The sequence below is a fragment of the Shinella agrisoli genome (assembly GCF_046557955.1).
Lineage (GTDB): Bacteria > Pseudomonadota > Alphaproteobacteria > Rhizobiales > Rhizobiaceae > Shinella.
In genome coordinates this window covers 62,274-83,838 of sequence record NZ_JBJIEP010000006.1, presented here as the reverse complement: position 1 = coordinate 83,838, position 21,565 = coordinate 62,274, and the positions used below count along the sequence as shown (strand labels likewise).

20 protein-coding genes are annotated in these 21,565 nt (G+C 69.5%); 6 read left to right on the top strand and 14 right to left on the bottom strand.

The window, feature by feature from the left end:
• Position 1 precedes the first annotated feature (1 nt).
• The 6 genes from eutA to ehuR form a co-directional block, all read right to left on the bottom strand.
• Positions 2-769, bottom strand: a complete 768-nt coding sequence (gene eutA / locus ACIIOY_RS07775; protein WP_411034074.1) for an ectoine utilization protein EutA — start codon at positions 767-769, stop codon at positions 2-4.
• On the bottom strand, positions 769-1,431 hold the full coding sequence (ehuD, locus tag ACIIOY_RS07770; RefSeq protein ID WP_411034073.1) for an ectoine/hydroxyectoine ABC transporter permease subunit EhuD: 663 nt from the start codon (positions 1,429-1,431) through the stop codon (positions 769-771). The genes eutA and ehuD overlap by 1 nt, the downstream gene beginning before the upstream one ends.
• A 2-nt stretch (positions 1,432-1,433) precedes the next feature.
• Positions 1,434-2,093, bottom strand: a complete 660-nt coding sequence (gene ehuC, locus ACIIOY_RS07765; RefSeq protein WP_411034072.1) for an ectoine/hydroxyectoine ABC transporter permease subunit EhuC — start codon at positions 2,091-2,093, stop codon at positions 1,434-1,436.
• Positions 2,094-2,296: 203 nt separating this feature from the next.
• The gene (gene ehuB, locus ACIIOY_RS07760; protein ID WP_411034071.1) at positions 2,297-3,148 is read right to left on the bottom strand and encodes an ectoine/hydroxyectoine ABC transporter substrate-binding protein EhuB; all 852 of its coding nucleotides are present in this window, start codon (positions 3,146-3,148) and stop codon (positions 2,297-2,299) included.
• Positions 3,149-3,215: 67 nt separating this feature from the next.
• Positions 3,216-4,001, bottom strand: a complete 786-nt coding sequence (ehuA, locus tag ACIIOY_RS07755; protein ID WP_411034070.1) for an ectoine/hydroxyectoine ABC transporter ATP-binding protein EhuA — start codon at positions 3,999-4,001, stop codon at positions 3,216-3,218.
• A gap of 122 nt (positions 4,002-4,123) precedes the next feature.
• Complete coding sequence (ehuR, locus tag ACIIOY_RS07750; protein ID WP_502226613.1) at positions 4,124-5,509, bottom strand: MocR-like ectoine utilization transcription factor EhuR; 1,386 nt, start codon at positions 5,507-5,509, stop codon at positions 4,124-4,126.
• 103 nt (positions 5,510-5,612) lie between these two features.
• Here ehuR and ACIIOY_RS07745 point away from each other — a divergent pair, with 103 nt between their 5' ends.
• The 3 genes from ACIIOY_RS07745 (at position 5,613) to ACIIOY_RS07735 (ending at position 9,192) form a co-directional block, all read left to right on the top strand.
• Positions 5,613-6,095 carry an Lrp/AsnC family transcriptional regulator gene (locus tag ACIIOY_RS07745; protein WP_411034068.1) on the top strand — a complete coding sequence of 161 codons (483 nt, stop codon included), beginning with the start codon at positions 5,613-5,615 and terminating at the stop codon, positions 6,093-6,095.
• A gap of 194 nt (positions 6,096-6,289) precedes the next feature.
• A complete protein-coding gene (locus tag ACIIOY_RS07740) occupies positions 6,290-7,786 on the top strand; it encodes an NAD-dependent succinate-semialdehyde dehydrogenase (RefSeq protein ID WP_411034067.1) in 1,497 nt (498 codons plus the stop codon).
• A gap of 32 nt (positions 7,787-7,818) precedes the next feature.
• On the top strand, positions 7,819-9,192 hold the full coding sequence (locus ACIIOY_RS07735; protein WP_411034066.1) for an aspartate aminotransferase family protein: 1,374 nt from the start codon (positions 7,819-7,821) through the stop codon (positions 9,190-9,192).
• A 55-nt stretch (positions 9,193-9,247) separates the two neighbouring features.
• Here ACIIOY_RS07735 and ggt read toward each other — a convergent pair whose 3' ends face one another.
• Both ggt and ACIIOY_RS07725 read right to left on the bottom strand, forming a co-directional pair.
• Complete coding sequence (gene ggt / locus ACIIOY_RS07730) at positions 9,248-10,840, bottom strand: gamma-glutamyltransferase (protein ID WP_411034065.1); 1,593 nt, start codon at positions 10,838-10,840, stop codon at positions 9,248-9,250.
• Between the two features lie 131 nt (positions 10,841-10,971).
• Positions 10,972-11,841: a LysR substrate-binding domain-containing protein gene (locus ACIIOY_RS07725; protein WP_411034064.1), complete on the bottom strand. Its 870-nt coding sequence runs from the start codon at positions 11,839-11,841 to the stop codon at positions 10,972-10,974.
• 97 nt (positions 11,842-11,938) lie between these two features.
• Between ACIIOY_RS07725 and ACIIOY_RS07720 the strand changes: the two genes are divergently transcribed.
• Positions 11,939-12,928 carry a bile acid:sodium symporter family protein gene (locus ACIIOY_RS07720; RefSeq protein ID WP_411034063.1) on the top strand — a complete coding sequence of 330 codons (990 nt, stop codon included), beginning with the start codon at positions 11,939-11,941 and terminating at the stop codon, positions 12,926-12,928.
• Here the strand turns inward: ACIIOY_RS07720 and ACIIOY_RS07715 are convergent.
• Both ACIIOY_RS07715 and ACIIOY_RS07710 read right to left on the bottom strand, forming a co-directional pair.
• Positions 12,877-13,635 (bottom strand): DUF8692 domain-containing protein, encoded by a 759-nt coding sequence (locus ACIIOY_RS07715; RefSeq protein ID WP_411034062.1) that lies wholly within the window; start codon positions 13,633-13,635, stop codon positions 12,877-12,879. The genes ACIIOY_RS07720 and ACIIOY_RS07715 overlap by 52 nt on opposite strands.
• 205 nt (positions 13,636-13,840) lie before the next feature.
• Positions 13,841-14,737 carry a LysR family transcriptional regulator gene (locus tag ACIIOY_RS07710; RefSeq protein ID WP_411034061.1) on the bottom strand — a complete coding sequence of 299 codons (897 nt, stop codon included), beginning with the start codon at positions 14,735-14,737 and terminating at the stop codon, positions 13,841-13,843.
• Between the two features lie 96 nt (positions 14,738-14,833).
• On the opposite strand from ACIIOY_RS07710, the gene ACIIOY_RS07705 reads away from it, so the two are divergent.
• Complete coding sequence (locus ACIIOY_RS07705; protein ID WP_411034060.1) at positions 14,834-15,583, top strand: sulfite exporter TauE/SafE family protein; 750 nt, start codon at positions 14,834-14,836, stop codon at positions 15,581-15,583.
• Positions 15,584-15,806: 223 nt separating this feature from the next.
• The gene (ampC, locus tag ACIIOY_RS07700) at positions 15,807-17,009 is read left to right on the top strand and encodes a class C beta-lactamase (RefSeq protein WP_411034059.1); all 1,203 of its coding nucleotides are present in this window, start codon (positions 15,807-15,809) and stop codon (positions 17,007-17,009) included.
• Positions 17,010-17,026: 17 nt separating this feature from the next.
• Here ampC and ACIIOY_RS07695 read toward each other — a convergent pair whose 3' ends face one another.
• The 4 genes from ACIIOY_RS07695 to ACIIOY_RS07680 form a co-directional block, all read right to left on the bottom strand.
• Complete coding sequence (locus ACIIOY_RS07695) at positions 17,027-17,239, bottom strand: hypothetical protein (RefSeq protein ID WP_411034058.1); 213 nt, start codon at positions 17,237-17,239, stop codon at positions 17,027-17,029.
• A 71-nt stretch (positions 17,240-17,310) separates the two neighbouring features.
• A complete protein-coding gene (locus ACIIOY_RS07690) occupies positions 17,311-19,542 on the bottom strand; it encodes a xanthine dehydrogenase family protein molybdopterin-binding subunit (RefSeq protein WP_411034057.1) in 2,232 nt (743 codons plus the stop codon).
• Entirely contained in the window at positions 19,542-20,039 is a 498-nt protein-coding gene (locus ACIIOY_RS07685) for a (2Fe-2S)-binding protein (RefSeq protein WP_411034056.1), read from the bottom strand. Before ACIIOY_RS07685 ends, ACIIOY_RS07690 begins: the two co-directional genes overlap by 1 nt.
• On the bottom strand, positions 20,039-21,436 hold the full coding sequence (locus ACIIOY_RS07680; RefSeq protein ID WP_411034055.1) for a c-type cytochrome: 1,398 nt from the start codon (positions 21,434-21,436) through the stop codon (positions 20,039-20,041). Before ACIIOY_RS07680 ends, ACIIOY_RS07685 begins: the two co-directional genes overlap by 1 nt.
• Between the last annotated feature and the right edge of the window lie 129 nt (positions 21,437-21,565).

Sequence of the window (21,565 nt, the reverse complement as noted above, 5' to 3'; positions counted from 1 at the left end):
CTTACCGGGCGGGATAGGAGAGCGTCATCAGCCGGCCGAGCTCCGGCCGCGCGGCCGCGTCGCCGCACAGCCTGAGGCACGCCCAGGCGGTGGCGAGGTTGCTGGTGACGACCGGCTTGCCGATAGCCGCCTCGATCTCGGCGGCGACCCCCGCCGCCCGCACGGCGGTGCAGGAGATGAAGAGCGCGTCGCTGTCCGGCGCCGTCGCCTCCTTCGCGAAGGCGACGATTTCCTCCGGGGCGATGCGCGCCATCTTCCGGTCGTCGGTGAGGCCGAGGCAGGTGAAGCGGGCGATGTCGAAGCCGAGCGCCAGGAAATAGTCGGCCATCGGCCGGCTGGTTGCGAGCGTGTAGGGCGTGAGGACGGAGATGCGTTTGGCGCCGAGGGCCTTGAGGCCGCAGACCGCCGCGGCGGTGGGCGTGACGACGGCGGCGGCCGGCTTGGCGGCCTTCACCGCCTTCTCTATCTCCGCATCGCCGATGACCACCGAGGCGGAGGTGCAGGAATACATGACGACGTCGAGCGGCTCGTCCGGCAGGATGAGCGCGGCCCCGGCCGTCAGCGAGGGCTGCATGGCGCGCAGGTTCTCCGGCGTCACCGGGTTGGCATAGGGGATGCGGGTGGCGTAGACGCCGATCCGCCCGCCCGCCACCATGCGCTGGAAGTCCACCTCCGTCGTGTGGTCGGTCGCAAGGATGATGAGGCCGACGCGCTTTTCGAGCGGGCGCTCGTCGAACCTCGGCGTGCGGGAGGCGAGCGTAAGGTCCATCAGCGTTCCTCCACCCTTGCGTAGCGTTCCTCCAGCCAGCGCAGGAAGACGACGGAGATAAGGCTCATGATCAGGAAGAACACGCCGACCAGCGTCATCGGCTCGATGTAGCGGTAGCTGCTGTTGGCGACGCTTTTGGCCTGGTTCATCAGTTCCAGCACGGTGATGGCGGAGAGCAGCGGCGTCTCCTTGAACATGGCGATGAGATAGTTGGCGAGCGCCGGGATCATCGGCGGGATCGCCTGCGGCAGGACGACATGGACCCAGGTCTGGCGGCCGGTGAGGTTCGTCGCCTTGGCCGCCTCCCACTGGCCGCGCGGCACGTTCTCGATGCCGGCGCGGTAGACCTCCGCCGCATAGGTGCCGTAGTGCAGGCCGAGCCCGATCACGCCGGCAAGCAGGGCCGGCAGGCGGATGCCGATGTCCGGCAGCACGTAGAAGATGAAGTAGAGCTGCACGAGCAGCGGCGTGCCGCGGATGAACTCCACGATGAAGCCGGTGGCCCTGGCGACCGGCTTCGGCGCCGTCATGCGCAGGATGGCGAAGACGAGGCCGACGGCGGCGGCGAGCGCCGCGCCCAGAACGGTTGCCAGCAGGGTGATCTTCAGGCCCTCGAGGAGGGTCGGCATGATCTGCCAGACGAAGTTCCAGTCCCATTCCATCGTCAGGTCCTCACACCGTCGAGGCCGCGGGTGACGCGCCGCTCCAGCCAGCGCATGGCGTAGGAGATGGCGAGCGCCATCAGGAAGTAGAGCACGAGGATCGTCGCGAAGGGGATCAGCGTGTTGCCGGTCTGCGCGCGCACCACCTGCGCCTGGAAGGTCATGTCGGTGAGCGAGATCAGCGAGACGACGGCCGTGCCCTTCAGGAGCTCGATCGCGTTGTTGCCGAAGGTCGGCAGCATCAGCGGCAGCGCCTGCGGCAGGATGACGTGGCGCATCGCCTGGATGCGCGTGAGGTTGAGCGCGATGCAGGCCTCGCGCTGCTCGCGGCCGATCGCCTTCACCGCGCCGCGCACCACCTCCGCCCCGTAGGCCCCGACATTGAGGCCGAGCGCCAGCACGCCGGCCTGGAGCGGCGTCAGCGTGATGCCGGCGAAGGGCAGCACGAAATAGGCCCAGAAGAGCTGGACGAAGATCGAGGTGCCGCGGAAGAACTCGATATAGGTGGTGGCGAGCGCCCGCACCGCCATGAAGCGGCTGACGCGCCCGAGCCCGGCGAGGAACGCCATGACGACGGCGAGCGCCGAGCCCATGACGGTGAGCTGAAGCGTCACGAGCGCGCCTTGCAGGATCAGACCTATGTAGCCGGACCAGTCGGTCATCGTGTGTTCCAAGTTAGCGTCGACCGGGCAAGGCCCCTCATCCGCCTGCCGGCACCTTCTCCCCGCAAGCGGGGCGAAGGGCGAACCGGCATGGCTTTCCCGATCATCAGCGCAACCGACGACGGGAAACCGGCGCCGCAAGCCCCTTCTCCCCGTTCACGGGGAGAAGGTCGCGGCAGCGGGATGAGGGGCGAGCGCCCCTATCACTGCGCCGCGCAGAGCTTCTCGCGCGTCGTCGACATCGCGGCCGCGGCGGAGAAGCCGTAGGGCTCGATGATCTTGGCGAAGTCGCCCGATTCCTTCAGCTTGGCGAGCTCGACGTCGAAGGCGTCGCGCAGCGCCTCGTCGCCCTTGCGGAAGGCCGCGCCGTCGCAATAGACCGGGGCGCCCTCGACCGGGGCCACGACCTCGATGTTCGGGTCGTTCGCCTTGGAGACGAGGTCGTTGATGGAAAGGACCGGCAGCGAATAGACGTCGATGCGGCCGTCCTGCAGCATCTTCAGGCCGCTCTGGCCGTCCGGCACGACGATGACGCGGTCGCGCGGAACGCCCGCCTCGAGCGCCAGCTTCTCTTCCGTGCCGCCGCCCGGCGCGCCGATCTTGGCGTCCGGATTGTCGGCGATGTCCTTGTAGCTCTTGAGGCCGAGCGGGTTGCCCTTCTTCAGCGCGAAGGCCTCGGCGTCGCAGAGGATCGGCTCGGAATAGGCGACGGCGGCGCAGCGCTCCGGCTTCATGAAGAGGCCGGCGGTGATGACGTCGTGGCGGCCGGCCTGGAGGCCCGGGATCATCGCGCCGTATTCCGAGATCGAGGCGACGATGTCGGCGACGCCGAGGCGCTTGAAGATCTCGCGCGCGACGTCGGGCGCGGCGCCCGAGACCTTGCCGTCGGCGGCGACCGCCGTGAACGGCGGCTCGTTGGCGATGGCGACGCGGGCGAAGCCCTGCTCCTTCAGTTCCTCCAGCTTGCCGTCATCGGCGAAGGCCGGTGCGGCGGCGACGGCGGCCGTCAGCGCGCTCGCGCCGGCGGCCATGGTCAAAAATTTCCTGATCTTCATCGTTCCGAACTCCTCTGGCTGTCCTGGTTGTTGCTTGGAGCCTTTGTTTCCGGGCGGCCGAAGCCGCTCAGACGCGGTGCCCTGCCGCGATGATCTTGCGCAGGAAGGTCTGCGTGCGTTCCTGCCTGGGATTGCGGAAAATCTCGTCCGGCTTGCCCTCCTCGACGATCCTGCCGCGGTCGAAGAAGAGGATGCGGTCGGCGAAGTCGTGGGCGAAACCCATCTCGTGGGTGACGAGCAGCATGGTCATGTCGGTCTCGGCGGCGAGCCGGCGCATGACGTTCAGCACCTCCTCGACCAGTTCCGGGTCGAGCGCGGAGGTCACCTCGTCGAAGAGCATGATCTTCGGCGAGAGCGCCAAAGCCCGGGCGATGGCGACGCGCTGCTTCTGCCCGCCGGACAATTGCGCGGGCATGCTCTTCGCCTTGTCGGCGAGGCCCACCATGTCGAGAAGCTCCATCGCCCGCTTCTGCGCTTCCGCCTTGCCCACGCCCTTCGTCAGCATCGGGGCCAGCGTGACATTGTCGAGCACGCATTTGTGCGGGAAGAGGTTGAAGTGCTGGAAGACCATGCCGATCTTCTCGCGCATCCTGTGCAGGTGCCGGTCGTCCGCCGGCACGAGGCCGCCGTTCTTCGGCATGTGGTAGAGCTGCTCGCCGTCGATCTCGATATGGCCGCCGCTGATGCCCTCCAGCGTCATGAGGATGCGCAGGATCGTCGTCTTGCCCGAGCCGGACGGGCCGATGAGCGCGAGCTTCTCGCCCGGCAGCACCTCCATCGACAACCCGTCGAGCACGGTGAGCGGACCGTAGCGCTTCGTGATGTTGTCGATGCGGATGATCGGTGCGGCCATGCATGTCTCTTTCTGTCGGGACACGGTATGCCTTAACGATGCGCGGCGATCAAAATCATGTCAATCCGAATAATAATATCAGTACAATTATTCTTGAGCCGCCCAATTGGCGGGCAATTCCTTCAAATCGCGAGCAGCAGCGCTTCCGGGTTGCCGCTGGCGAGCGAGGCGAGGATGCCGAGGCCGGTGCGAAGCTCCTGCTCGGTGGTCGAGCCGAGCGAGATGCGCACGGCCGGATGCCAGTGCTGGTCGCAGGTGCGGAAGGAGGAGCCGGGCGCGATGGCGACGCCGCGCAGGCGCGCCTGCGAGACGAAGCCCTCCTCCGTGTGGCCTTCCGGCAGCGGCAGCCAGACATGCAGGCTCTGCGGATGGGCGCGGTACGGCAGGCCCGCGAAGGTCTCCTCCGCGATGGCGTGGCGCGCGGCCAGCGCCCGGCGCTGCCAGGTGACGAGCTCCATCGCCGTGCCGTCGCCGACCCAGCGCGTGGCGATCTCGGCGATCGAGGGCGTCGCCATCCAGTTCGAGACGAGGTGCCGGTTGGCGACGGCCGCGACATAGCGGTCGGGCGCGGCGAGATAGCCGATGCGCAGGCCCGGCACCGTGATCTTGGTGAAGCTCGTCACGTAGAGCGTGCGCTCCGGCGCGTAGGCGGCGAGCGGCGGCGCCCTGCCCTCGACGAGCGGGCCGAGGATGTCGTTCTCGATGATCGCGATGTCGTGGCGCCGCGCGACGTCCGCCAGGGCCTGCCGGCGTTCCGCGCTCATCAGCGTGGCGGTCGGGTTGATGACGGAGGGCTGCAGGAAGACGGCGCGGACGACGCCCTTGCGGCACGCCTCGTCCAGCGCCTCGGGGATCATGCCGTCGCGGTCGATCGGCAGGCCTTCGAGATGGAGGCCGAGATAGGTGGAGAGCGGCACCAGCGTATGATGGCTGATCGCCTCCGTCGCCACCGTCGCGCCCGGCGGGGCGACGCTCATCAGCGCCACCGTCATGCCGGAGGTCGCCCCGTTGGTGAGGCTGATGTTGAGCGGCGAGATGTCGAGGCCGCAGCGCGCCAGCCATTCGGCGGCGACCGCGCGGTGGCGCGGGAAGACCATGTTGGGCCGGAAGGAGAGCGCCGAGCTCGACGGCAGGTTTTCCGCAAGCCAGCCGAAGGCCTCGCGCATGCGCTCCAGATGGATCTGCTCGCAGACGGGCTTCAGGATCGACAGGTCCACCAGCTCGCCGAGGCGTTCGGGCAGGTAGGGCGGCTCCGGCTCCCGCGGCCGCGTCTGCACGAAGGTACCGCGGCCGACCTCGCCGGAGATGAGGCCGCGGCGGATCAGCTCGTCATAGGCGCGGCTGACGGTCTGCACGGAGAGTTTCAGGTCGTCGGCGAGCTTGCGGTGCGGCAGGAGGCGCGTTCCGTTCGGCAGCGTCCCTTCCTGGATGGCGCGGGCGATCTGTTCGGCAAGGGAGAGATAGGCCGGCCGGCGCAATTGGGATATGTCGGGACGCCAATTTGTCATGATTTCAACAGTGCTCAAATTCAGGTCAATTGACAACGTCTAAATGGCTTTCCATTGTCTTTTTCCGACGCTTTGACATGATCCCCGCCCGGAGGGCGACCCGATGAAACTCGACGCCATCGACCTGCGCATCCTGGAGGCCATCCAGGAGAACGGGCGCATCACCAAGCTCGCGCTGGCGCAGAAGGCCGGCCTCTCCCCCACCCCCTGCTGGCTGCGCCTGCGCAAGCTGGAGAAGGCGGGCATCGTCGCCGGCTACCATGCGCGCGTCGCCGTGCGGCGCGTCGCGCCCGTCGCGAGCGTGATGATGGAGGTGACGCTCGCCAACCACCGCCAGGCCGATTTCGAGCGCTTCGAGCGGGCCGTGGCGGCGACGCCGGAGATCGTCGCCTGCTGGTCGGTCGGCGGCGGCGTCGATTACATCCTCAAGATCATGGCGCCGGACATCGACGCCTACCAGCGCCTCGTCGACGGCCTGCTCGACCGCGAGCTCGGCATCGACCGCTACTTCACCTACATCGTCACCAAGACGGTGAAGGAGGAGACCGTGCTGCCGCTGGCGACGCTGCTGCCGGCGTCGGGGTGAGGTTCGCCGCCGCTCCTCCCCTCGGGGAGAAGGGGACTCGCCGCAAGGGCGTCCGGCGGGCCATCGCCGCAATAGAGAGATTGTCTACGGCCGCCCGCGCCTTTGGCCAAAGTCTCTGCGGCCCGCCCCGGCAAATAGACAATCTGTCGCCCGGCCTCTGGCAGACTCCCTCCATACAGCCAGAGGAGGCCGCCATGACCGCCCTATTCGCCCGCACGACCTTTCACGACGCGCTTGCCCGCCTCGCCGATCCCCACCTCCTGCGCGAACTCGCCTATGTCGGCGGGCGCTGGGTGGCCGGACACGAGGGCAGGAGCTTCAAGGTGACCGACCCCGCCACCGCCGCGACGCTCGCCTGGGTCGCCTCGCTCGACGGCGAGCAGACGGCGGAGGCGATTGCGGCCGCTTCGCAGGCCTTTCCCGCCTGGCGGGACATGCTGCCGCAGGAGCGCGCCGCGATCCTGCGCCGGTGGCACGGCCTCATGCTGGAGGCGCGCGAGGACCTTGCGCTGCTGATGACGCTGGAACAGGGCAAGCCGCTGGCCGAATCCCGCGGCGAGATCGACTATGCCGCCTCCTTCATCGAATGGTACGCCGAGGAGGGAAAACGCCTCAACGCCGAGAGCGTCACCAGCCACCTGCCGGGCGCGGAGATGATCGTGCGCCGCGAGGCGCTCGGCGTCGTCGGCGTCGTGACGCCGTGGAACTTCCCCTCCGCCATGATCACCCGCAAGGCCGCCGCGGCGCTTGCCGCCGGCTGCACCGTGGTCGCCCATCCCTCCAGCGAGACGCCGCTTTCGGCGCTGGCGCTGGCCGAGCTCGGCGAGCGGGCCGGCCTTCCCGCCGGTGTCTTCAACGTCGTGACGGGCGATGCGGCGACCGTCGTCGGCCGCATGAATGCCGATGCCCGCGTGCGCGCCATGAGCTTCACCGGCTCGACGGAGATCGGCCGGCTGATCGCCGGCCAATGCGCGCCGACCATGAAGCGGCTCGTCATGGAGCTCGGCGGCCACGCGCCGCTGATCGTCTTTGCCGATGCCGACATCGACAAGGCCGCCGGCATCGCGGTCGACGCCAAGTTCGCGACCTCGGGCCAGGATTGCCTCGCCGCCAACCGCATCTATGTCGAGCGCCCCGCCCTTGCCGCCTTCACCAGGGCGTTCAAGGCGCGCATCGAGGCGCTGAAGGTCGGCGGCGGGCTGGAGGCGGGCGTGGAGATCGGCCCGCTGATGCACGAGCGCGCCGTCGCCAAGCTGGAGGAGCAGGTCGCCGACGCGGTCAAGCGCGGCGCGAAGCTGCTCGCCGGCGGCAAGCGGCACAAGGCGGGAGCGCTGTTCTACGAGCCGACGCTGCTGACGGACGTTCCCGACGATGCGCTGATCATGCGCGAGGAGACCTTCGGCCCGGTCGCCGCCGTCACCGCCTTCGACGGCGAGGCGGAGGTCATCGCCCGCGCCAACGACACCCAATACGGCCTCGTCGCCTATGTCGTCACGCAAAACGGCGCGCGGCAGATGCGGCTTGCCCGGGCGCTCGAATACGGCATGGTGGCGGTCAACCGCGTGAAGATCACCGGCGGGCCGATCCCCTTCGGCGGCTGGAAGCAGTCCGGCCTCGGCCGCGAGGGCTCGCGCCACGGCATGGAGGCCTTCACCGAGCTCAAATATCTCTGCATCGACACCGCTGCCTGATCACGGGCACCGAAATACCGAAAGGAAAGACCATGCTCGACAGACGCAACGAACTCACCGCCTGGGACCGCGACCACTTCTTCCATCCCTCCACCCATATGGGCATGCACGCCCGCGGCGAGACGCCGACCCGCGTCATCGGCGGCGGCGAGGGCGTCTACATCACCGACGTGGACGGCAAGACGAGCCTCGATGCCTTCGCGGGCCTCTACTGCGTCAATGTCGGCTACGGCCGCCAGAAGATCGCCGACGCGATCGCGAACCAGGCGAAGAACCTCGCCTATTACCACGCCTATGTCGGCCACGGCACCGAAGCCTCGATCACCCTTTCCAAGATGATCATCGACCGCGCGCCGGAAGGCATGAGCCGCGTCTATTTCGGCCTCTCGGGCTCCGACGCCAACGAGACGAACATCAAGCTCATCTGGTACTACAACAACGTGCTCGGCCGGCCGGAGAAGAAGAAGATCATCTCGCGCTGGCGCGGCTATCACGGCTCGGGCGTCATGACCGGCTCGCTGACGGGCCTCCATCTCTTCCACAACGCCTTCGACCTGCCGCGCGCGCCGATCCTGCACACCGAGGCGCCCTATTTCTTCCGTCGCCCGGATCGGTCGATGGACGAGGAGCAGTTCTCGCAATATTGCGCCGACAAGCTGGAGGAGACGATCCTTGCCGAAGGGCCGGAGACGGTCGCCGCCTTCATCGGCGAGCCGATCCTCGGCACCGGGGGCATCGTGCCGCCGCCGAAGGGCTATTGGCAGAAGATCCAGGCCGTGCTCGACAGGTACGACATCCTGCTCGTCGCCGACGAGGTCGTGACCGGCTTCGGCCGCCTCGGCACGATGTTCGGCTCGGACCATTACGGCATGAAGCCGGCGCTCATCACCATCGCCAAGGGCCTCACCTCCGCCTATGCGCCGCTCTCCGGCACCATCGTCTCGGACAAGGTCTGGCAGGTGCTGGTGAAGGGCTCGGACGAGCTCGGCGCCATCGGCCACGGCTGGACCTATTCCTCCCACCCGATCTGCGCCGCGGCGGGCGTCGCCAACCTGGAGCTCATCGACGAGCTCGGCCTCGTGGAGAACGCCGGCGCGACGGGCGCCTATTTCCGCGCCGAACTGGCGAAGGCCGTCGGCGATCACCGCCATGTGGGCGAGGTGCGCGGCGACGGGCTGATGGCCGCCGTCGAATTCGTCGAGGACAGGGACGACCGCGCCTTCTTCGATCCGTCGAGAAAGATTGGACCGCAGGTGGCCGCCGCCCTCCTCGAACGCGGCGTCATCGGCCGCGCCATGCCGCAGGGCGACATCCTCGGTTTCGCCCCGCCGCTCTGCCTGACAAAGGACGAAGCCGACATCGTGGTGAAGGCGACCGCCGACGCGGTGAAGGCCGTTCTCGGCTGACCGGGGCCGAAAAACGGGCGGGGAGGGGAAAAAAGCCCCTTCCCGCCCCCATCCGTCAAAGGCCGAGGGCGATGCCGTCCTTGCGCGGCTCGGAACCGCCGAGGAGCGTCCCGTTCCGCCAGTCGATACGGATCGCCTGGGCCCCGCCGATGGGATCCTCGGCCGGCGTGATCACGAAGCCGCGCCGTTGCAGCTCCTGCGCGGTTGCGGCCGGCAGCGTGTGCTCGGCCTCGACCCGCGTGCCGCCGGGCCTCGGGATCAGCCGGGGCAGGTCAATCGCCTCCTGGAGGTCCATGCCGTAGTCGAAGACCTTCGAGATCAGGTGCGCGTGGCCGAGTGCCTGGTAGTAGCCGCCCATCACGCCGAAGGGCATCTCCACCCTGCCGTCGCGGGTCACCATGCCGGGGATGATCGTATGGAGGGGGCGCTTCGACGGCGCCACGGCGTTGGGATGGCCGGGCTTCAGCGAAAAGCTCTGGCCGCGGTTGTGCAGGACGACGCCCGAGCGCGGCGCGACGAGGCCCGTGCCGAAACTGTCGAAGACCGAGTTGATGAAGCTGACGGCGTTGCGCTCGCGGTCCACCACGGAAATATAGACCGTGTCGCGGTGCAGCGGCATATCGAAGGGCGGCAGGTCGGTCAGCGCGCGGCGAAGGTCGATCATGCCCGCCAGCCGGTCGGCAAGCGCGTCGGAGAGCAGTTCCTCCACCGGCACGTCCGCCTTGTCCGGGTCGGCGATCAGGGCGTCGCGGGCGGCATAGGCAAGCCGCGTCGCCTCGATCTCGACATGCATCCGGTCCGGCGACTGCGGATCGCCCCTGGCCTCGAAGCGGCTGAGGATGTTGAGGATGAGCAGCGCTATGATGCCCTGCCCGTTGGGCGGGCATTCGTGGACCGTATGGCCGCGGAACACGGTGGTGACCGGCGTGACATACTCGCCGCGCGCATCGGCAAAGTCCTTCAGCGTGTGCAGCCCGCCGAGCGAGCGGAGATAGCCCACCATGTCCTGCGCGACCGGGCCCGCATAGAAACCGTCGCGTCCCTCGGCGGCGATGCGCCTCAGCGTCTCGGCCAGCTCCGGCTGGCGGTGCACCTCGCCGACCTTCGGCGCCCGCCCGGCCGGCAGGAAGATGCGCGCCGCGGCCGGATCGGCCGCCAGCAGCTCCTGTTCCAGCAGCCAGTCGCGATGAACCCGCGGGCTGATCGCATAGCCCTCCTCGGCGAACCGCACGGCGGGCGCAAGCACGTCGGCGAAGGGCAGCCTCCCATGGTCGGCATGAAGCCGCGTCCATGCGTCGATGGCGCCGGGAACCGTCACCGCCGCCGGCGACCGGCGGGGCACTTCGGCAAGGCCCCGCTCGGCGAACCAGTCGAGCGTCAGGGCGGCCGGCGTGCGGCCGGAGCCGTTGTAGGCGATCACCTCGTCGGACCCGTTCGGCGCGAAGAGCACGAAGCAGTCGCCGCCGATGCCGGTCGAGCCCGGCTCGACGGCGCATTGCACGGCGGAGGCGGCGATCGCCGCATCCATGGCATTGCCGCCCGCTTCCATGACCTGGAGCGCCGCAAGCGTGGCGGACGGATGCGAGGTCGCGGCCATCGCGTGGCGGGACACGGCGACGGATCGCGTCGGCTTCTCGAAATTGCGCATTCTGTTCGTCCTCCTCGAATGTCGGCAAGCGCCCGGCGCGCCGGTGACGGCGAGTCGGCAGCAATGTAGATCGCGCCCGCGACGGCGAAAACCTCCGCCCGCGCGATACGCCTCATCCGCACCGGAAAATGTCAGTCGGCATCGCGCCTCGGGACGAAGCCGCCGCCGAACCGCTCCCGCACCCGGCGGGAAAAGGCCGAGACGGTCGCGCGGTCGGCGGAAGGGGACGTGACGAGCACGAACTCGACGTCCTCCAGGGCCGGCAGGCGGGGCGAAGCGATCTCGCGAAGCCCGGCGGGGGCGAGGCTGCGCGGCTGGACGAGCACGCCCATGCCGGCCCGCGCCGCCGCAGTCAGGCCGCTGAGGCTGTGGCAGGAACAGACGATGCGCCACGGCGTGCCGCCGCGCTCCAGCGCCTCCATCAGCAGGAGGCGGGTCAGGCTCGGCGGGGGAAAGACGATCAGCGGCAGGACCGGCTTGGCAAGCACGGCCTCGGGGTCGCTCGCCAGCCAGACGAGCGGCTCGCGCAGCACGCCGTCGCCCCGCCTGTCGCCGATCCTGCGCTTGGCCATGACGAGATCGAGCGCGCCGCGGTCCTGCATCTCGGCAAGCGTCCTCGACAGCGCGACGGAGAGCTGGAGATCGACGGATGGATAGTCGGCGATGAAATCCTCGAGCAATCCCGGCAGCTGCCCGCTCACCAGGTCCTCGGAAACGCCGAGCCGCAGGACGCCCCGCGGCGTATCCGCCTCGAACTGGGCGACGGCCTGGCGCTCCAGCGCGAGAAGCTGCCGGGCGTGCGGCAAAAGGGCCTCGCCCTCGGCGGTGAGCCGGACCGTGTGCGTGTCCCGGTGCACGAGCCGCCGCCGCAGGCTGCGCTCCAGCCGCTGCAGGTGCTGGCTGACGGTCGACTGGCTGAGATGCAGGCGCTCGGCGGCGAGCGTGAAACTCCGCACCTGCGCCACCGTCACGAAGCTGCGCAACTGCACGAGATCAAGCATATCGCGATTCTCAATAACTGTTATTTCTTGCATTGCGATTCAGGATATCCAAGATCGGCGGCCTGTCGAGACCCGAACGATCCCGGACCGCCCCCGCATGAAGACCCTCATTCCCGATACGTTCACCCTGCTTCTCGTTGCGGCCGTGGCGCTCGCCTCGCTCCTGCCGGTTTCCGGCGAGCCGGCGGCGTGGTTCGCCGTCGCCACCAATGCCGCGATCGCGGGCCTGTTCTTCCTGCACGGCGCGCGCCTTTCCACCGATGTGGTGATCGCCGGCTTCCTGCACTGGCGGCTGCAGATCTTCATCCTGGCCGCCACCTTCCTGGCATTCCCGCTGCTCGGCCTCGGCCTCGGCTTCCTTTCGCCCTGGCTGATCCCCCAGCCGCTCTATCTCGGCCTGCTCTTCCTGTGCGTCCTGCCGTCGACGGTGCAATCGTCGATCGCCTTCACCTCGATTGCCGGCGGCAACGTCCCGGCGGCGATCTGCGCCGCCTCGACCTCCAACATCCTCGGCATCTTCCTCACCCCCGCGCTGGTCGCCATGCTCTTTTCCGCCGGCGGCCATGTCGGCGTCTCGTTCGACATGGTCCTGAAGATCATGCTCCAGCTGTTCCTGCCCTTCGTGGCCGGCCAGCTGCTGCAGCCGTTCATCGGCAACTGGGTGCGCGCCCGCAAGGCGCTGCTCATGCCCTTCGACCGCGGCTCCATCCTGATGGTCGTCTACCTCGCCTTCTCGGATGCGGTGACGGAGGGGGTCTGGCACCAGCTGGAGGCGCGGGACCTCGCCCTTCTCGTCGCGCTCGACGGCCTGCTGCTTGCGGCCGTGCTCGTCATGACCAACCTCGGCGGAAAGCTGCTCGGCTTCAACCGCGAGGACCGCATCGCCGCCGTCTTCTGCGGCTCGAAGAAGAGCCTGGCGAGCGGCGTGCCGATGGCGGGCGTGATCTTCGCCGGCCAGCCGATCGGCGCGATCGTCCTGCCGCTCATGCTGTTCCACCAGATCCAGCTGATGGTCTGCGCGTGGCTGGCGCGGATCTATGCCGAACGCAAGGAGGCGGCCGCGGCGGACCCCTCGCCCGCCGCCTGACCCGCGACCGGCTCCGTCAGCGGCGCGCCGCCTGCCCTGCCGACCCCGCGCAGGTTCGCGGCAACGCCGGCACCCGCCTCGATCCGGTCCGCCGCCAGCCGCGCCTTCAAGGCGGATTGGCCGACCGCGAGCAGATAGACGGCGAGCATCGCGATGCCGAGCAGCTTGAAGCTCTCCTCGATAAACACCTGCGCCGGAAAATGCACCGGATAGACATCGACCGCCAGGGAGAGGCCGAACGACGTCACCGACATCGCCAGCGTGCGCCAGGGCGTTCGCGCGCGGACGAACCATGCATGGTAGCAGAGCAGGGCCAGAAGCAGGGCATGCGGCAGCAGGACGGCGGGCTCCGGCACGCCGGCGCCGGCAACCGATTCATGCAGCATGAAGAAGTCGTCCAGCCCCATCAGCGCGGCGAACAGGCCGCCGGTCAGGAGCACGCCCCCGACATGCCCGGCCGGCCTCCTTCCGAGCGCCGCACGCGCCTGCAAGGCGCCCGCCGCGCCGGAAATCCACAGCACGATGCCCAGGTTGGAAACGAGGCCGAAATAATTGGGATTGCCCGCTATGGCGTTCGGATCGCGCACGAGATGATAGTGGTCGACGCCCCACCATTGATCGGCGGCAAGCACGAGGGCCTGGATCGCGAGCACAGCCATGCCGGCGAAAGCGGCCAGGGCGATGTCGGCCCGGATCACGGAGCGCACGCAGCCGTGCAAAAAGGTGTCGGAAGTCCCATCGAACAGCCTTCCCTTGCGGTCCAGTCACCCCTGCAGGAAGAAGACCTCCACCCCATTTACGACAGTTTTATGACACCGGGCTGGCGGGGGACATCGCGGCATCACCCCGCGCCGGGATGCCGGTCCTCCGGCCCGCGCGCGGACGTCCTCCTGCCGGAGGCGGCGGCGCATGTCACACGCGGGCCTTCCCTGCGCTTCCGAGATGGTCGAGCAGGCTTTGGGCGAGCGGCGGCAGCCGGGCATCGCTGCGGATGCAGAGCGACAGGCGGCGCACCGCCCAATCGTCCGACAGGCGCGTGAGGGAAATCCGCATCGAACGCCGGCAGCGGTGCGCGGCCGTCTCGGGAACGATGCCGATGCCCACGCCGGCCCCTGCCATCCGGCAGATGTCGTCGAAGCCGCGCAGGCGGATGCGGGGCCTGATCCGCAGGCCGATTCGCGCCGCCTGCGCGTCGAGGTGATCCTGCAAGGCGCTTTCGGCGAGAGCGACGAAGGGCTCGCCGCCGAGGTCGGCAAGCCGGACCTGCCGCACCGCCGCAAGGGCATGGCCGCGCGCCGCCACGACGACGAGCCGGTCCGTCGCGAAGGGACGCAGGGTCAGCCCGGCGGTCTCGACGGCATCCGAAAGCACGCCGATCTCGGCAAAGCCGAGGGCGACGCCGCGGGCGATGTCGGCGCTCTGGCGCTCCTTCAGTTCGACGTCGGCCTGCGGATGCGCGGCCAGCCAGGGCGCAAGCCGGGCGGGCAGGAACTCGCAGGCCGCCGCCGTGTTGGCGAGGAGCCGGACGGTGCCGCGCCGGCCCGTCGCGAACTGGCCGATTTCGCCGCGCAGCCGCGCCGTCTGGCCGAGGATCAGCCGGGCATGGTGCAGCAGCGCCTCGCCGGCTTCGGTGGGCGCCACCCCGCGCCGCCCGCGCGCCAGCAGCGTCACCCCGCCCGAGGCCTCCATCGCGCGCAGCCGCTCGCTGGCCGCGGGCAGCGACAGGCCGGCCTCGGCCGCGCCATGGGTTATGCTGCCGGCCTCCGCCACGGCGAGAAACAGGCGCAGGTCGGTCAGATCGAAGCGCATGCGGCAAGATAAGCGGGAACCAGCCTTCGGTCCAGCCATAGGCTGGCCACGGCATTTGCGCATTGCGCGTCGCGCGCGGCGGGCTATGACCGGGGCATGACCGACCCGTCCCTTCCCGTCCTCGGCGCGATTGCCGTGACCTTCTTCGCCGCCGGCATCGTCAAGGGCGTGACCGGCATGGGCCTGCCGACCGTGGCGATGGGGGTGCTCGGCGCGCTGATCTCGCCGCTGGCGGCGGCCAGCCTGCTGATCGTGCCGTCCTTCGTCACCAATGCCTGGCAGCTTCTGGCCGGACCGGCCCTCGGTCCGCTCGTCCGCCGGCTCTGGCCGATGATGCTGGCGATCTGCGCCGGCACGATGCTGGGCGCGACGTGGCTCGCCAACGCCGAGGCCGGGGCGACCACCGCCGCCCTCGGCGCGGCGCTGGTCGCCTATGCCGGCTACACGCTGCTCGCGCGCCAGATCCGCGTGCCCGCGCGCCTGGAGCCGTGGCTTTCGCCTCCCGTCGGCGCGGTGACCGGCGTCGTGACCGGCGCCACCGGGGTCTTCGTCATCCCGGCGGTCCCCTACCTGCAGTCGCTCGGCCTGCCCCGCGACGATCTGGTGCAGGCGCTCGGCCTCTCCTTCACCGTCTCGACCCTCGCGCTCGCGGCGGGGCTCGGCGCGCACGGGGCCTTCGAGCCGCAGGCGCTGTGGCTGTCCGCATTGGCGCTCGGCCCCGCGCTCGCGGGCATGCATGCCGGCCAGGCGCTGCGCGGGCGGCTCAGCCCGGCCACCTTCCGGCGCCTGTTCCTGGCCTGCCTGCTGCTGCTCGGCGCGGAAATGTCGCTGAGGCCGTTCGTGTGACACCGTGCGGCCGCGAGGCGCTCATCCGCGCCCAGCCCCTCCAGGAAAACCAGTTCGGCACGCCGGGCGCGCTTTCCACGCGGCGGTAAGGGGCGCCGTCCGCCAACGAAGGCCAAGCTTTTCTCATGCCTCCGCCGAGATCTCCTCATTTGCCCGACCGCCGGACAGCCCTCTATACCCGTCGGCGAACCCGACACCGATGCCGAGAGGATTCCGCACAGCCATGAGAAAATTTCAGGACCTGAACCGCCCGCTCGCCGTGGGCTTCTGCTCCCTCCTCGCCTTCGCAGCCGCCCCGCCGTCCCATGCAGGGGCCGAGGACATCGAGCGCCGGATCGCGCCGGTCGTCGAGAAGGCCGTCAAGGCGGTGATGGCCGAGAACGGCGTGCCCGGCATGGCCGTCGGCGTCACGGTTGCCGGCCGTCATTACGTTTTCAACTACGGCCTTGCCGACAAGGAGAAGTCGAAGCGCGTCGGCGGCGACACGCTGTTCGAAATCGGCTCCGTCAGCAAGACGTTCACGGCCACCCTCGGCGGCTATGCCGAGGCCGAAGGAAAGCTCGCCTTCTCGGACGCGGCGAGCGATCACCTTCCGGCGCTCGCCGGCAGCGCTTTCGATCGCATCGCCGTGCTCGACCTCGGCACCTACACGGCGGGCGGCCTGCCGCTCCAGTTCCCCGACGACGTGACCGACGACGGCGCGATCATCCGCTACTTCCGCGGATGGCGCCCCGGCTACGAGCCCGGCACCCGCCGCGTCTACTCCAATCCGAGCATCGGCCTCTTCGGCCGCCTCGCCGCCGAAAGCCTCGGGAGACCCTTTGCCGCGCTTATGGAGGACAGGCTCTTTCCGGCGCTCGGCCTTCGAAGGACCTACATCCGGGTTCCGGAGGCCGAAACGGAGAACTACGCCTTCGGCCATGACAGGCAGGGCAAGCCGGTGCGCGTCAATCCGGGCGCGCTCGACGCCGAGGCCTACGGCGTCAAGACGACGGCGGGCGACATGCTGCGCTTCCTCGATGCCAATATCGATCCCTCGCGGCTCGAACCGTCGCTGCAAAAGGCGATCGCATCCACGCAAACCGGCTACTACCGCATCGGCGACACGTTCCAGTCCCTCGGATGGGAGCTCTACGCCTGGCCCGCGAGCCTCGATACGCTGCTTGCGGGCAATTCCTCCGACATGGCGCTGAAGCCGCAGACCGCGATGCGTCTGGTGCCGCCGCAGCAGCCCGCCGGCGAGGTGCTTGCCAACAAGACCGGCTCCACCGGCGGCTTCGGCGCCTATGCGGCCTTCGTGCCGGCGCGCCGGATCGGCGTCGTGCTTCTCGCCAACCGCAACTATCCGATCGCCGAGCGCGTCAAGGCGGCCTACACGATCCTCACGGCGCTCGAAAGGCACGAGGGCGAGGCCGGTCCGCGATAGCCGGCGCAGGCCTTGCCTCATCGCTCGTCGTGTTCGTTGGCGAGCGCGGTGGCGAGATAGCCCGCCGCGAAGGCCGATCCCAGGCCGTAGGCGACGAGAAGGACCTCGAGAACGCTGGTCGGGCCACCGAAGGCGGCCGGATTGACGAGCAGGATGCCGGCCGCGCTGATCGTGCCGAGGACAAAGCCGGTGCACAGCCGGGCAAGGATATAGCGAACAAGCACAGGCATCGGACCGCCTCCCAGCGTCGTGACATGCGCCGAACCGGAGCCGGCGCCACAATGTTCCCGCGCGCTGCCCTTCAGGCCCGAAGGCCGCGCACCCGCTCGCGCGTCAGCGGCAGGTCGTAAAGGCGCCGGCCGGTGGCATTGCGGATGGCATTGCCGACGGCGGCGGCGGTCGGCCCCTGCGCCGCCTCGCCCGTGCCGAGGAACGGCTCGCCCGGACGCTCGACGATGTGCACCTCGACGCTGTCGGGCACGCTGGCGAAGCGCAGGATCGGATAGCTCGACCAGTCCGCGCTGGTGATGCGCGTGCGGTCGAAGGTCACCTGCTCGTAGAGCGTCCAGCTGATCGATTGCAGGATGCCGCCCTCGGTCTGGTTGCGGATGCCGTCCGGGTTGACGATCTCGCCGCTGTCGATGGCCGAGACGGCGCGCACCACGCGCACGCGGCCCGTCTCCGGCTCGACCTCCACCTCGAGCGCGACGGCGAGATAGGCGGCGAGGTTCTTGTAGCGCGCGAAGGCAAAGCCGCGGCCGTGGTTCTGCGGCAGGCCGGGGCCTGCCCAGCCGAAGCGCTCGGCGGCGAGCTCCACGACCGTCCGGGCGCGCGCGTCGTCGAGATGGCGAAGGCGGAACTCGACCGGGTCCGCGCCGGCCATCAGCGCCAGCTCGTCCATGGCGCTTTCGTTCGCGAACGTGTTGGCATAGGCGCCGAGGCCGCGCAGGGCCGAGACCCGCAGCGGCATGTCCGGCAGGAAATGCCATTGCACCTTCTTGTTGGGGATCGCGTAGAGCGGATCGGCGTTGCGGTCGCCGTTGCCCGAGGGGCTGATCTGGAGCCTTGCCGGGCGCGGCTGGAACGCCCCAGCCTTGTGCCGGGCCGCCAGCAGCGCCCCGGCGCCGCCCGGCCGGGTCGAATGGGTGTTGCTCCAAAGGTCGTAGGTCCAGCTGGCGATGCGGCCGTCCGCGCCGAGCGCGGCCCGCACGGTGCCCAGCATCGCCGGACCGTAGGGCTCCCACGCGTGCTCCTGCTCGCGCATCCATTGCACGCGCACGATGCGGCCGGGCAGCTTCGTGGCGATCAGCGCCGCATCGGCCGCGGCGTCGTCGGCGCCGTTGTGGCCGTAGCAGCCCGATCCCTCGACATGGATGACACGGACCCGATCCTCCGGCATGCCCAGCATCTCGGCGATCGCGCTGCGGTCCGGGAACACGCCCTGCGTATGCGACCAGACGTCCAGCGAGCCGTCCGCCTTCACCTGCGCCAGCGCGCAGGACGGGCCGATCGAGCCGTGGATCTGGTAGGGCCGCGTGAAGGTCGCCTCGAAGACCTCGCCGTCGAAGACCGGCGTCCCGCTCTCCGCGACCGTGCCGACCTCGCGCTCCAGCCCCTTGAGGACAGCGGCAAGGTCGGACTGGTCCGGCAGGGTCTCCCGCTCGCTCCAGCGGGCCGCGGCGGCGAGCGCCCGCATGGCGCTGACGGCCTGGAACTCCTTCTCGGCGACCACCGCCAGGAAGCGCCCGTCGCGGATGACGGAGACGACGCCGGACATGGCCTCGACCGCGCCGGTATCGACGTCCGTCAGCTCCGCCCCGGCGCTGGGCGGGCGCACCACCCGCGCATGCAGCATGCCTTCCGGCCGCATGTCGTGAATATAGATCGGCGTGCCGGTGACCTTTGCGGGAATGTCGACCCGGGGCAGCGACGTGCCGATGATCCGGAATGCGTCGGGCGGTTTCAGCGGCGATTGCGGCTCCGCCTCGACATGCAGCAACTGCTCGGAGACGAGCTCGCCATAGCTGAGCCGGCGCCCGTCCGCAGCCATGACCGCGCGGCCCTCTGTGCGCAGCTCCGCCGGGGCGAGGCTCCAGCGGCGGGCCGCCTGCGCGACGAGGAGCGCGCGCACCTGCGCGGCGGCGTTGCGGATGGCCGTTCCGCTGTTCTGCATGGACTGGCTGCCGGCCGTAAAACCCTCGTCGGGCGTGCGGCCGGTATCGGCCGTGACGAAGGTGATCTCGCTTGGCTCCACATCGAGCTCCTCGGCGGCGAGCTGCAGCAGCGCCGTGCGGATGCCCTGCCCAAGCTCGGCCTTGCCGGTGAAGACGGTGACGGCGTTATCGGACGAGACCTTGATCCAGGAATCGAGGAAAGGCGCGTCGTCGAGGCTGCCCGGCCGCTTGACGGCGCCTGCCGCCGGGGCGGCCCCGCCTTCCTGCGCGCGGGCGCCGGTGAGCGAGAAGCTGACGACCAGGGCGCCGGTGCCGGCGAGCAGCTGCCGGCGGGTCACGGCGAGCGAGAGCGCGTCCATCAGCCCGCCCTCCGTGCCGGATCGCCCGGTGCGGCGGCCTGCATCAGCTCGCCGGCGCGCCTGATGGCGGCGAGGATGCGCATGTGCGTGCCGCATCGACAGAGATTGGTGGCCAGCGCGTCGCGGATCTCCCTGTCGCTCGGCGCGGGGTTGCGCGCAAGGAGCGCATGGGCGCTCATCATCATGCCGGGGATGCAGTAGCCGCACTGGGCCGCCTGCACCTCGATGAAGGCCTGTTGCAGCGGCCCCGGCCTCTCGATCGTTCCGAGCCCTTCGACGGTGGTGATCTCCCGTCCCTCCATCAGCATGACCGGCGTCATGCAGGACAGGACCGGCTCGCCGTCGACCGCCACGGTGCACGAGCCGCACTGGCCGAGGCCGCAGCCGTATTTGGCGCCGTTGAGCGCCAGATCGTCCCGCAGCACATAGAGGAGCGGCGTCGCCGGATCGGCATCGACCTCGTGGCTGGTTCCGTTCACGTTCAGGGAAATGGCCATCAGTCCTCCTTCGCGCCGACATTGCGCGGCGCCCTTTCGATGCCGTCCGCCGGCCGCACGGCCACGTGACGCGTTCCGTCCCGGGTTTCCCGGACCTGCCGGGCGAGGTCCTGCCATGGCGGACCGCCGGAAAAGCGCTCGCGCATATAGGCAAGCAGGTCCGCCATCTGCGCGTCGCCCAGCGTGTTGGCGAAGGCCGGCATGATGGCGCTCGCCTCGCCGTCGGCCGGCGGCAGGCCGAACAGGGTGACGGTGATGATGTTCTGCGGATCGGGCGCGTTGACCGCCGTGCTCAGCGTGAAGTCGAGCCCGCCATAGGGCTGCGGCCGGCCGCCCTCGTGACAGTTGGCGCAGGCCGACCGATAGAGCGCCTCGCCCGGATGGCCGGTGCCGCGTGCCTGCCCCGAAACGTCCGTCTGGCTGTCGGACGCCTGCACGAGCCGCCCGCCCGTGCCGAAACGCTCCTTCAGGCGCTCTCCCCGCTCGCGCCGCTCCGCGGACGGCTCGCCCATCACCGAGGCGACATAGGCCGCCATCGCGCGGATGTCCTCGTCGGGAAGCAGGCCGAGATTGCCCGTCACCTCCGCCATCGGCCCGCGCGACACGCCGTGCAGCTCGTGCCAGCCGTTGCGCAGGTAGAAGGCGAGGCTGTCCTCGTCCCACGGCACCGGGGCCTGCGAGTCGGCGTTGATCGCATAGGCCTGCCAGCCCTCGGCCTCGCCACCGCCGAGGTTGCGGCTCCTGTCGACGGCGCCGAGCGCATTGCGCGGCGTGTGACAGGCGCCGCAATGCGCAAGGCCCTCCACGAGATAGCGTCCGCGGTTCCAGGCTTCGCCTCGGGCCTCGTCGACCGGATGGGGGCCTTCTTCGAGAAAGAGCAGTTTCCAGCCCGCAAGCAGCGGGCGGAAGCCCAGCGGGAACGGCAGGTCGTTGGGCTTTCCTTCGGCCCTGACCGGCTGGCGGGTCATCAGGAAGGCATAGAGCGCGTGGTTGTCCTCGTCGGTCACGCGCGTGTAGTGGTCATAGGGGAAGGCGGGGTAGAGATAGTTGCCCTCGCGGTCGACGCCTTGGCGCATCGCCCGGCGGAAGGCCTCCTGCGTCCAGGCGCCGATGCCCGTTTCGCGGTCGGGCGTGATGTTCGTCGAATGGATCGTGCCGAACGGCGTCGGCAGCGCCAGCCCGCCCGCGAAGGCCCGCTCGCCGGGCACGGTATGGCAGGCGATGCAGTTGCCCACCGCGGCAAGCTGCGCGCCCCGGGCGACCACGTCCGGCGGAAAGTCCTGCTGCTCGTTCTCGGCCAACACGGCAAGGCTCGGCTGCCAGGCGACCGCATAGGCCGCAGCGCCGAGCAACAGACAGAGGGCCAAGAGCGAAAGGAGAAGGCGTCGCGCATTCATCGGCCTGGCTCGGATGCTGAAAAAGGCCAAACAGCGCAGGACGCGGATTGTTCCAGCCGGAACCCCGGGCAGGCTCTGCGGGTTTACTCCGTCAGGATCGTTGTGGCCCTTACACGGAGCGATGAGATG

Bases quoted from the DNA above. Each gene is read 5' to 3' on its own strand.
- eutA (WP_411034074.1), bottom strand. From the start codon at position 769: ATGGACCTTACGCTCGCCTCCCGCACGCCGAGGTTCGACGAGCGCCCG.
- ehuD (WP_411034073.1), bottom strand. From the start codon at position 1,431: ATGGAATGGGACTGGAACTTCGTCTGGCAGATCATGCCGACCCTCCTC.
- ehuC (WP_411034072.1), bottom strand. From the start codon at position 2,093: ATGACCGACTGGTCCGGCTACATAGGTCTGATCCTGCAAGGCGCGCTC.
- ehuB (WP_411034071.1), bottom strand. From the start codon at position 3,148: ATGAAGATCAGGAAATTTTTGACCATGGCCGCCGGCGCGAGCGCGCTG.
- ehuA (WP_411034070.1), bottom strand. From the start codon at position 4,001: ATGGCCGCACCGATCATCCGCATCGACAACATCACGAAGCGCTACGGT.
- ehuR (WP_502226613.1), bottom strand. From the start codon at position 5,509: ATGACAAATTGGCGTCCCGACATATCCCAATTGCGCCGGCCGGCCTAT.
- ACIIOY_RS07745 (WP_411034068.1), top strand. From the start codon at position 5,613: ATGAAACTCGACGCCATCGACCTGCGCATCCTGGAGGCCATCCAGGAG.
- ACIIOY_RS07740 (WP_411034067.1), top strand. From the start codon at position 6,290: ATGACCGCCCTATTCGCCCGCACGACCTTTCACGACGCGCTTGCCCGC.
- ACIIOY_RS07735 (WP_411034066.1), top strand. From the start codon at position 7,819: ATGCTCGACAGACGCAACGAACTCACCGCCTGGGACCGCGACCACTTC.
- ggt (WP_411034065.1), bottom strand. From the start codon at position 10,840: ATGCGCAATTTCGAGAAGCCGACGCGATCCGTCGCCGTGTCCCGCCAC.
- ACIIOY_RS07725 (WP_411034064.1), bottom strand. From the start codon at position 11,841: ATGCTTGATCTCGTGCAGTTGCGCAGCTTCGTGACGGTGGCGCAGGTG.
- ACIIOY_RS07720 (WP_411034063.1), top strand. From the start codon at position 11,939: ATGAAGACCCTCATTCCCGATACGTTCACCCTGCTTCTCGTTGCGGCC.
- ACIIOY_RS07710 (WP_411034061.1), bottom strand. From the start codon at position 14,737: ATGCGCTTCGATCTGACCGACCTGCGCCTGTTTCTCGCCGTGGCGGAG.
- ACIIOY_RS07705 (WP_411034060.1), top strand. From the start codon at position 14,834: ATGACCGACCCGTCCCTTCCCGTCCTCGGCGCGATTGCCGTGACCTTC.
- ampC (WP_411034059.1), top strand. From the start codon at position 15,807: ATGAGAAAATTTCAGGACCTGAACCGCCCGCTCGCCGTGGGCTTCTGC.
- ACIIOY_RS07695 (WP_411034058.1), bottom strand. From the start codon at position 17,239: ATGCCTGTGCTTGTTCGCTATATCCTTGCCCGGCTGTGCACCGGCTTT.
- ACIIOY_RS07690 (WP_411034057.1), bottom strand. From the start codon at position 19,542: ATGGACGCGCTCTCGCTCGCCGTGACCCGCCGGCAGCTGCTCGCCGGC.
- ACIIOY_RS07685 (WP_411034056.1), bottom strand. From the start codon at position 20,039: ATGGCCATTTCCCTGAACGTGAACGGAACCAGCCACGAGGTCGATGCC.
- ACIIOY_RS07680 (WP_411034055.1), bottom strand. From the start codon at position 21,436: ATGAATGCGCGACGCCTTCTCCTTTCGCTCTTGGCCCTCTGTCTGTTG.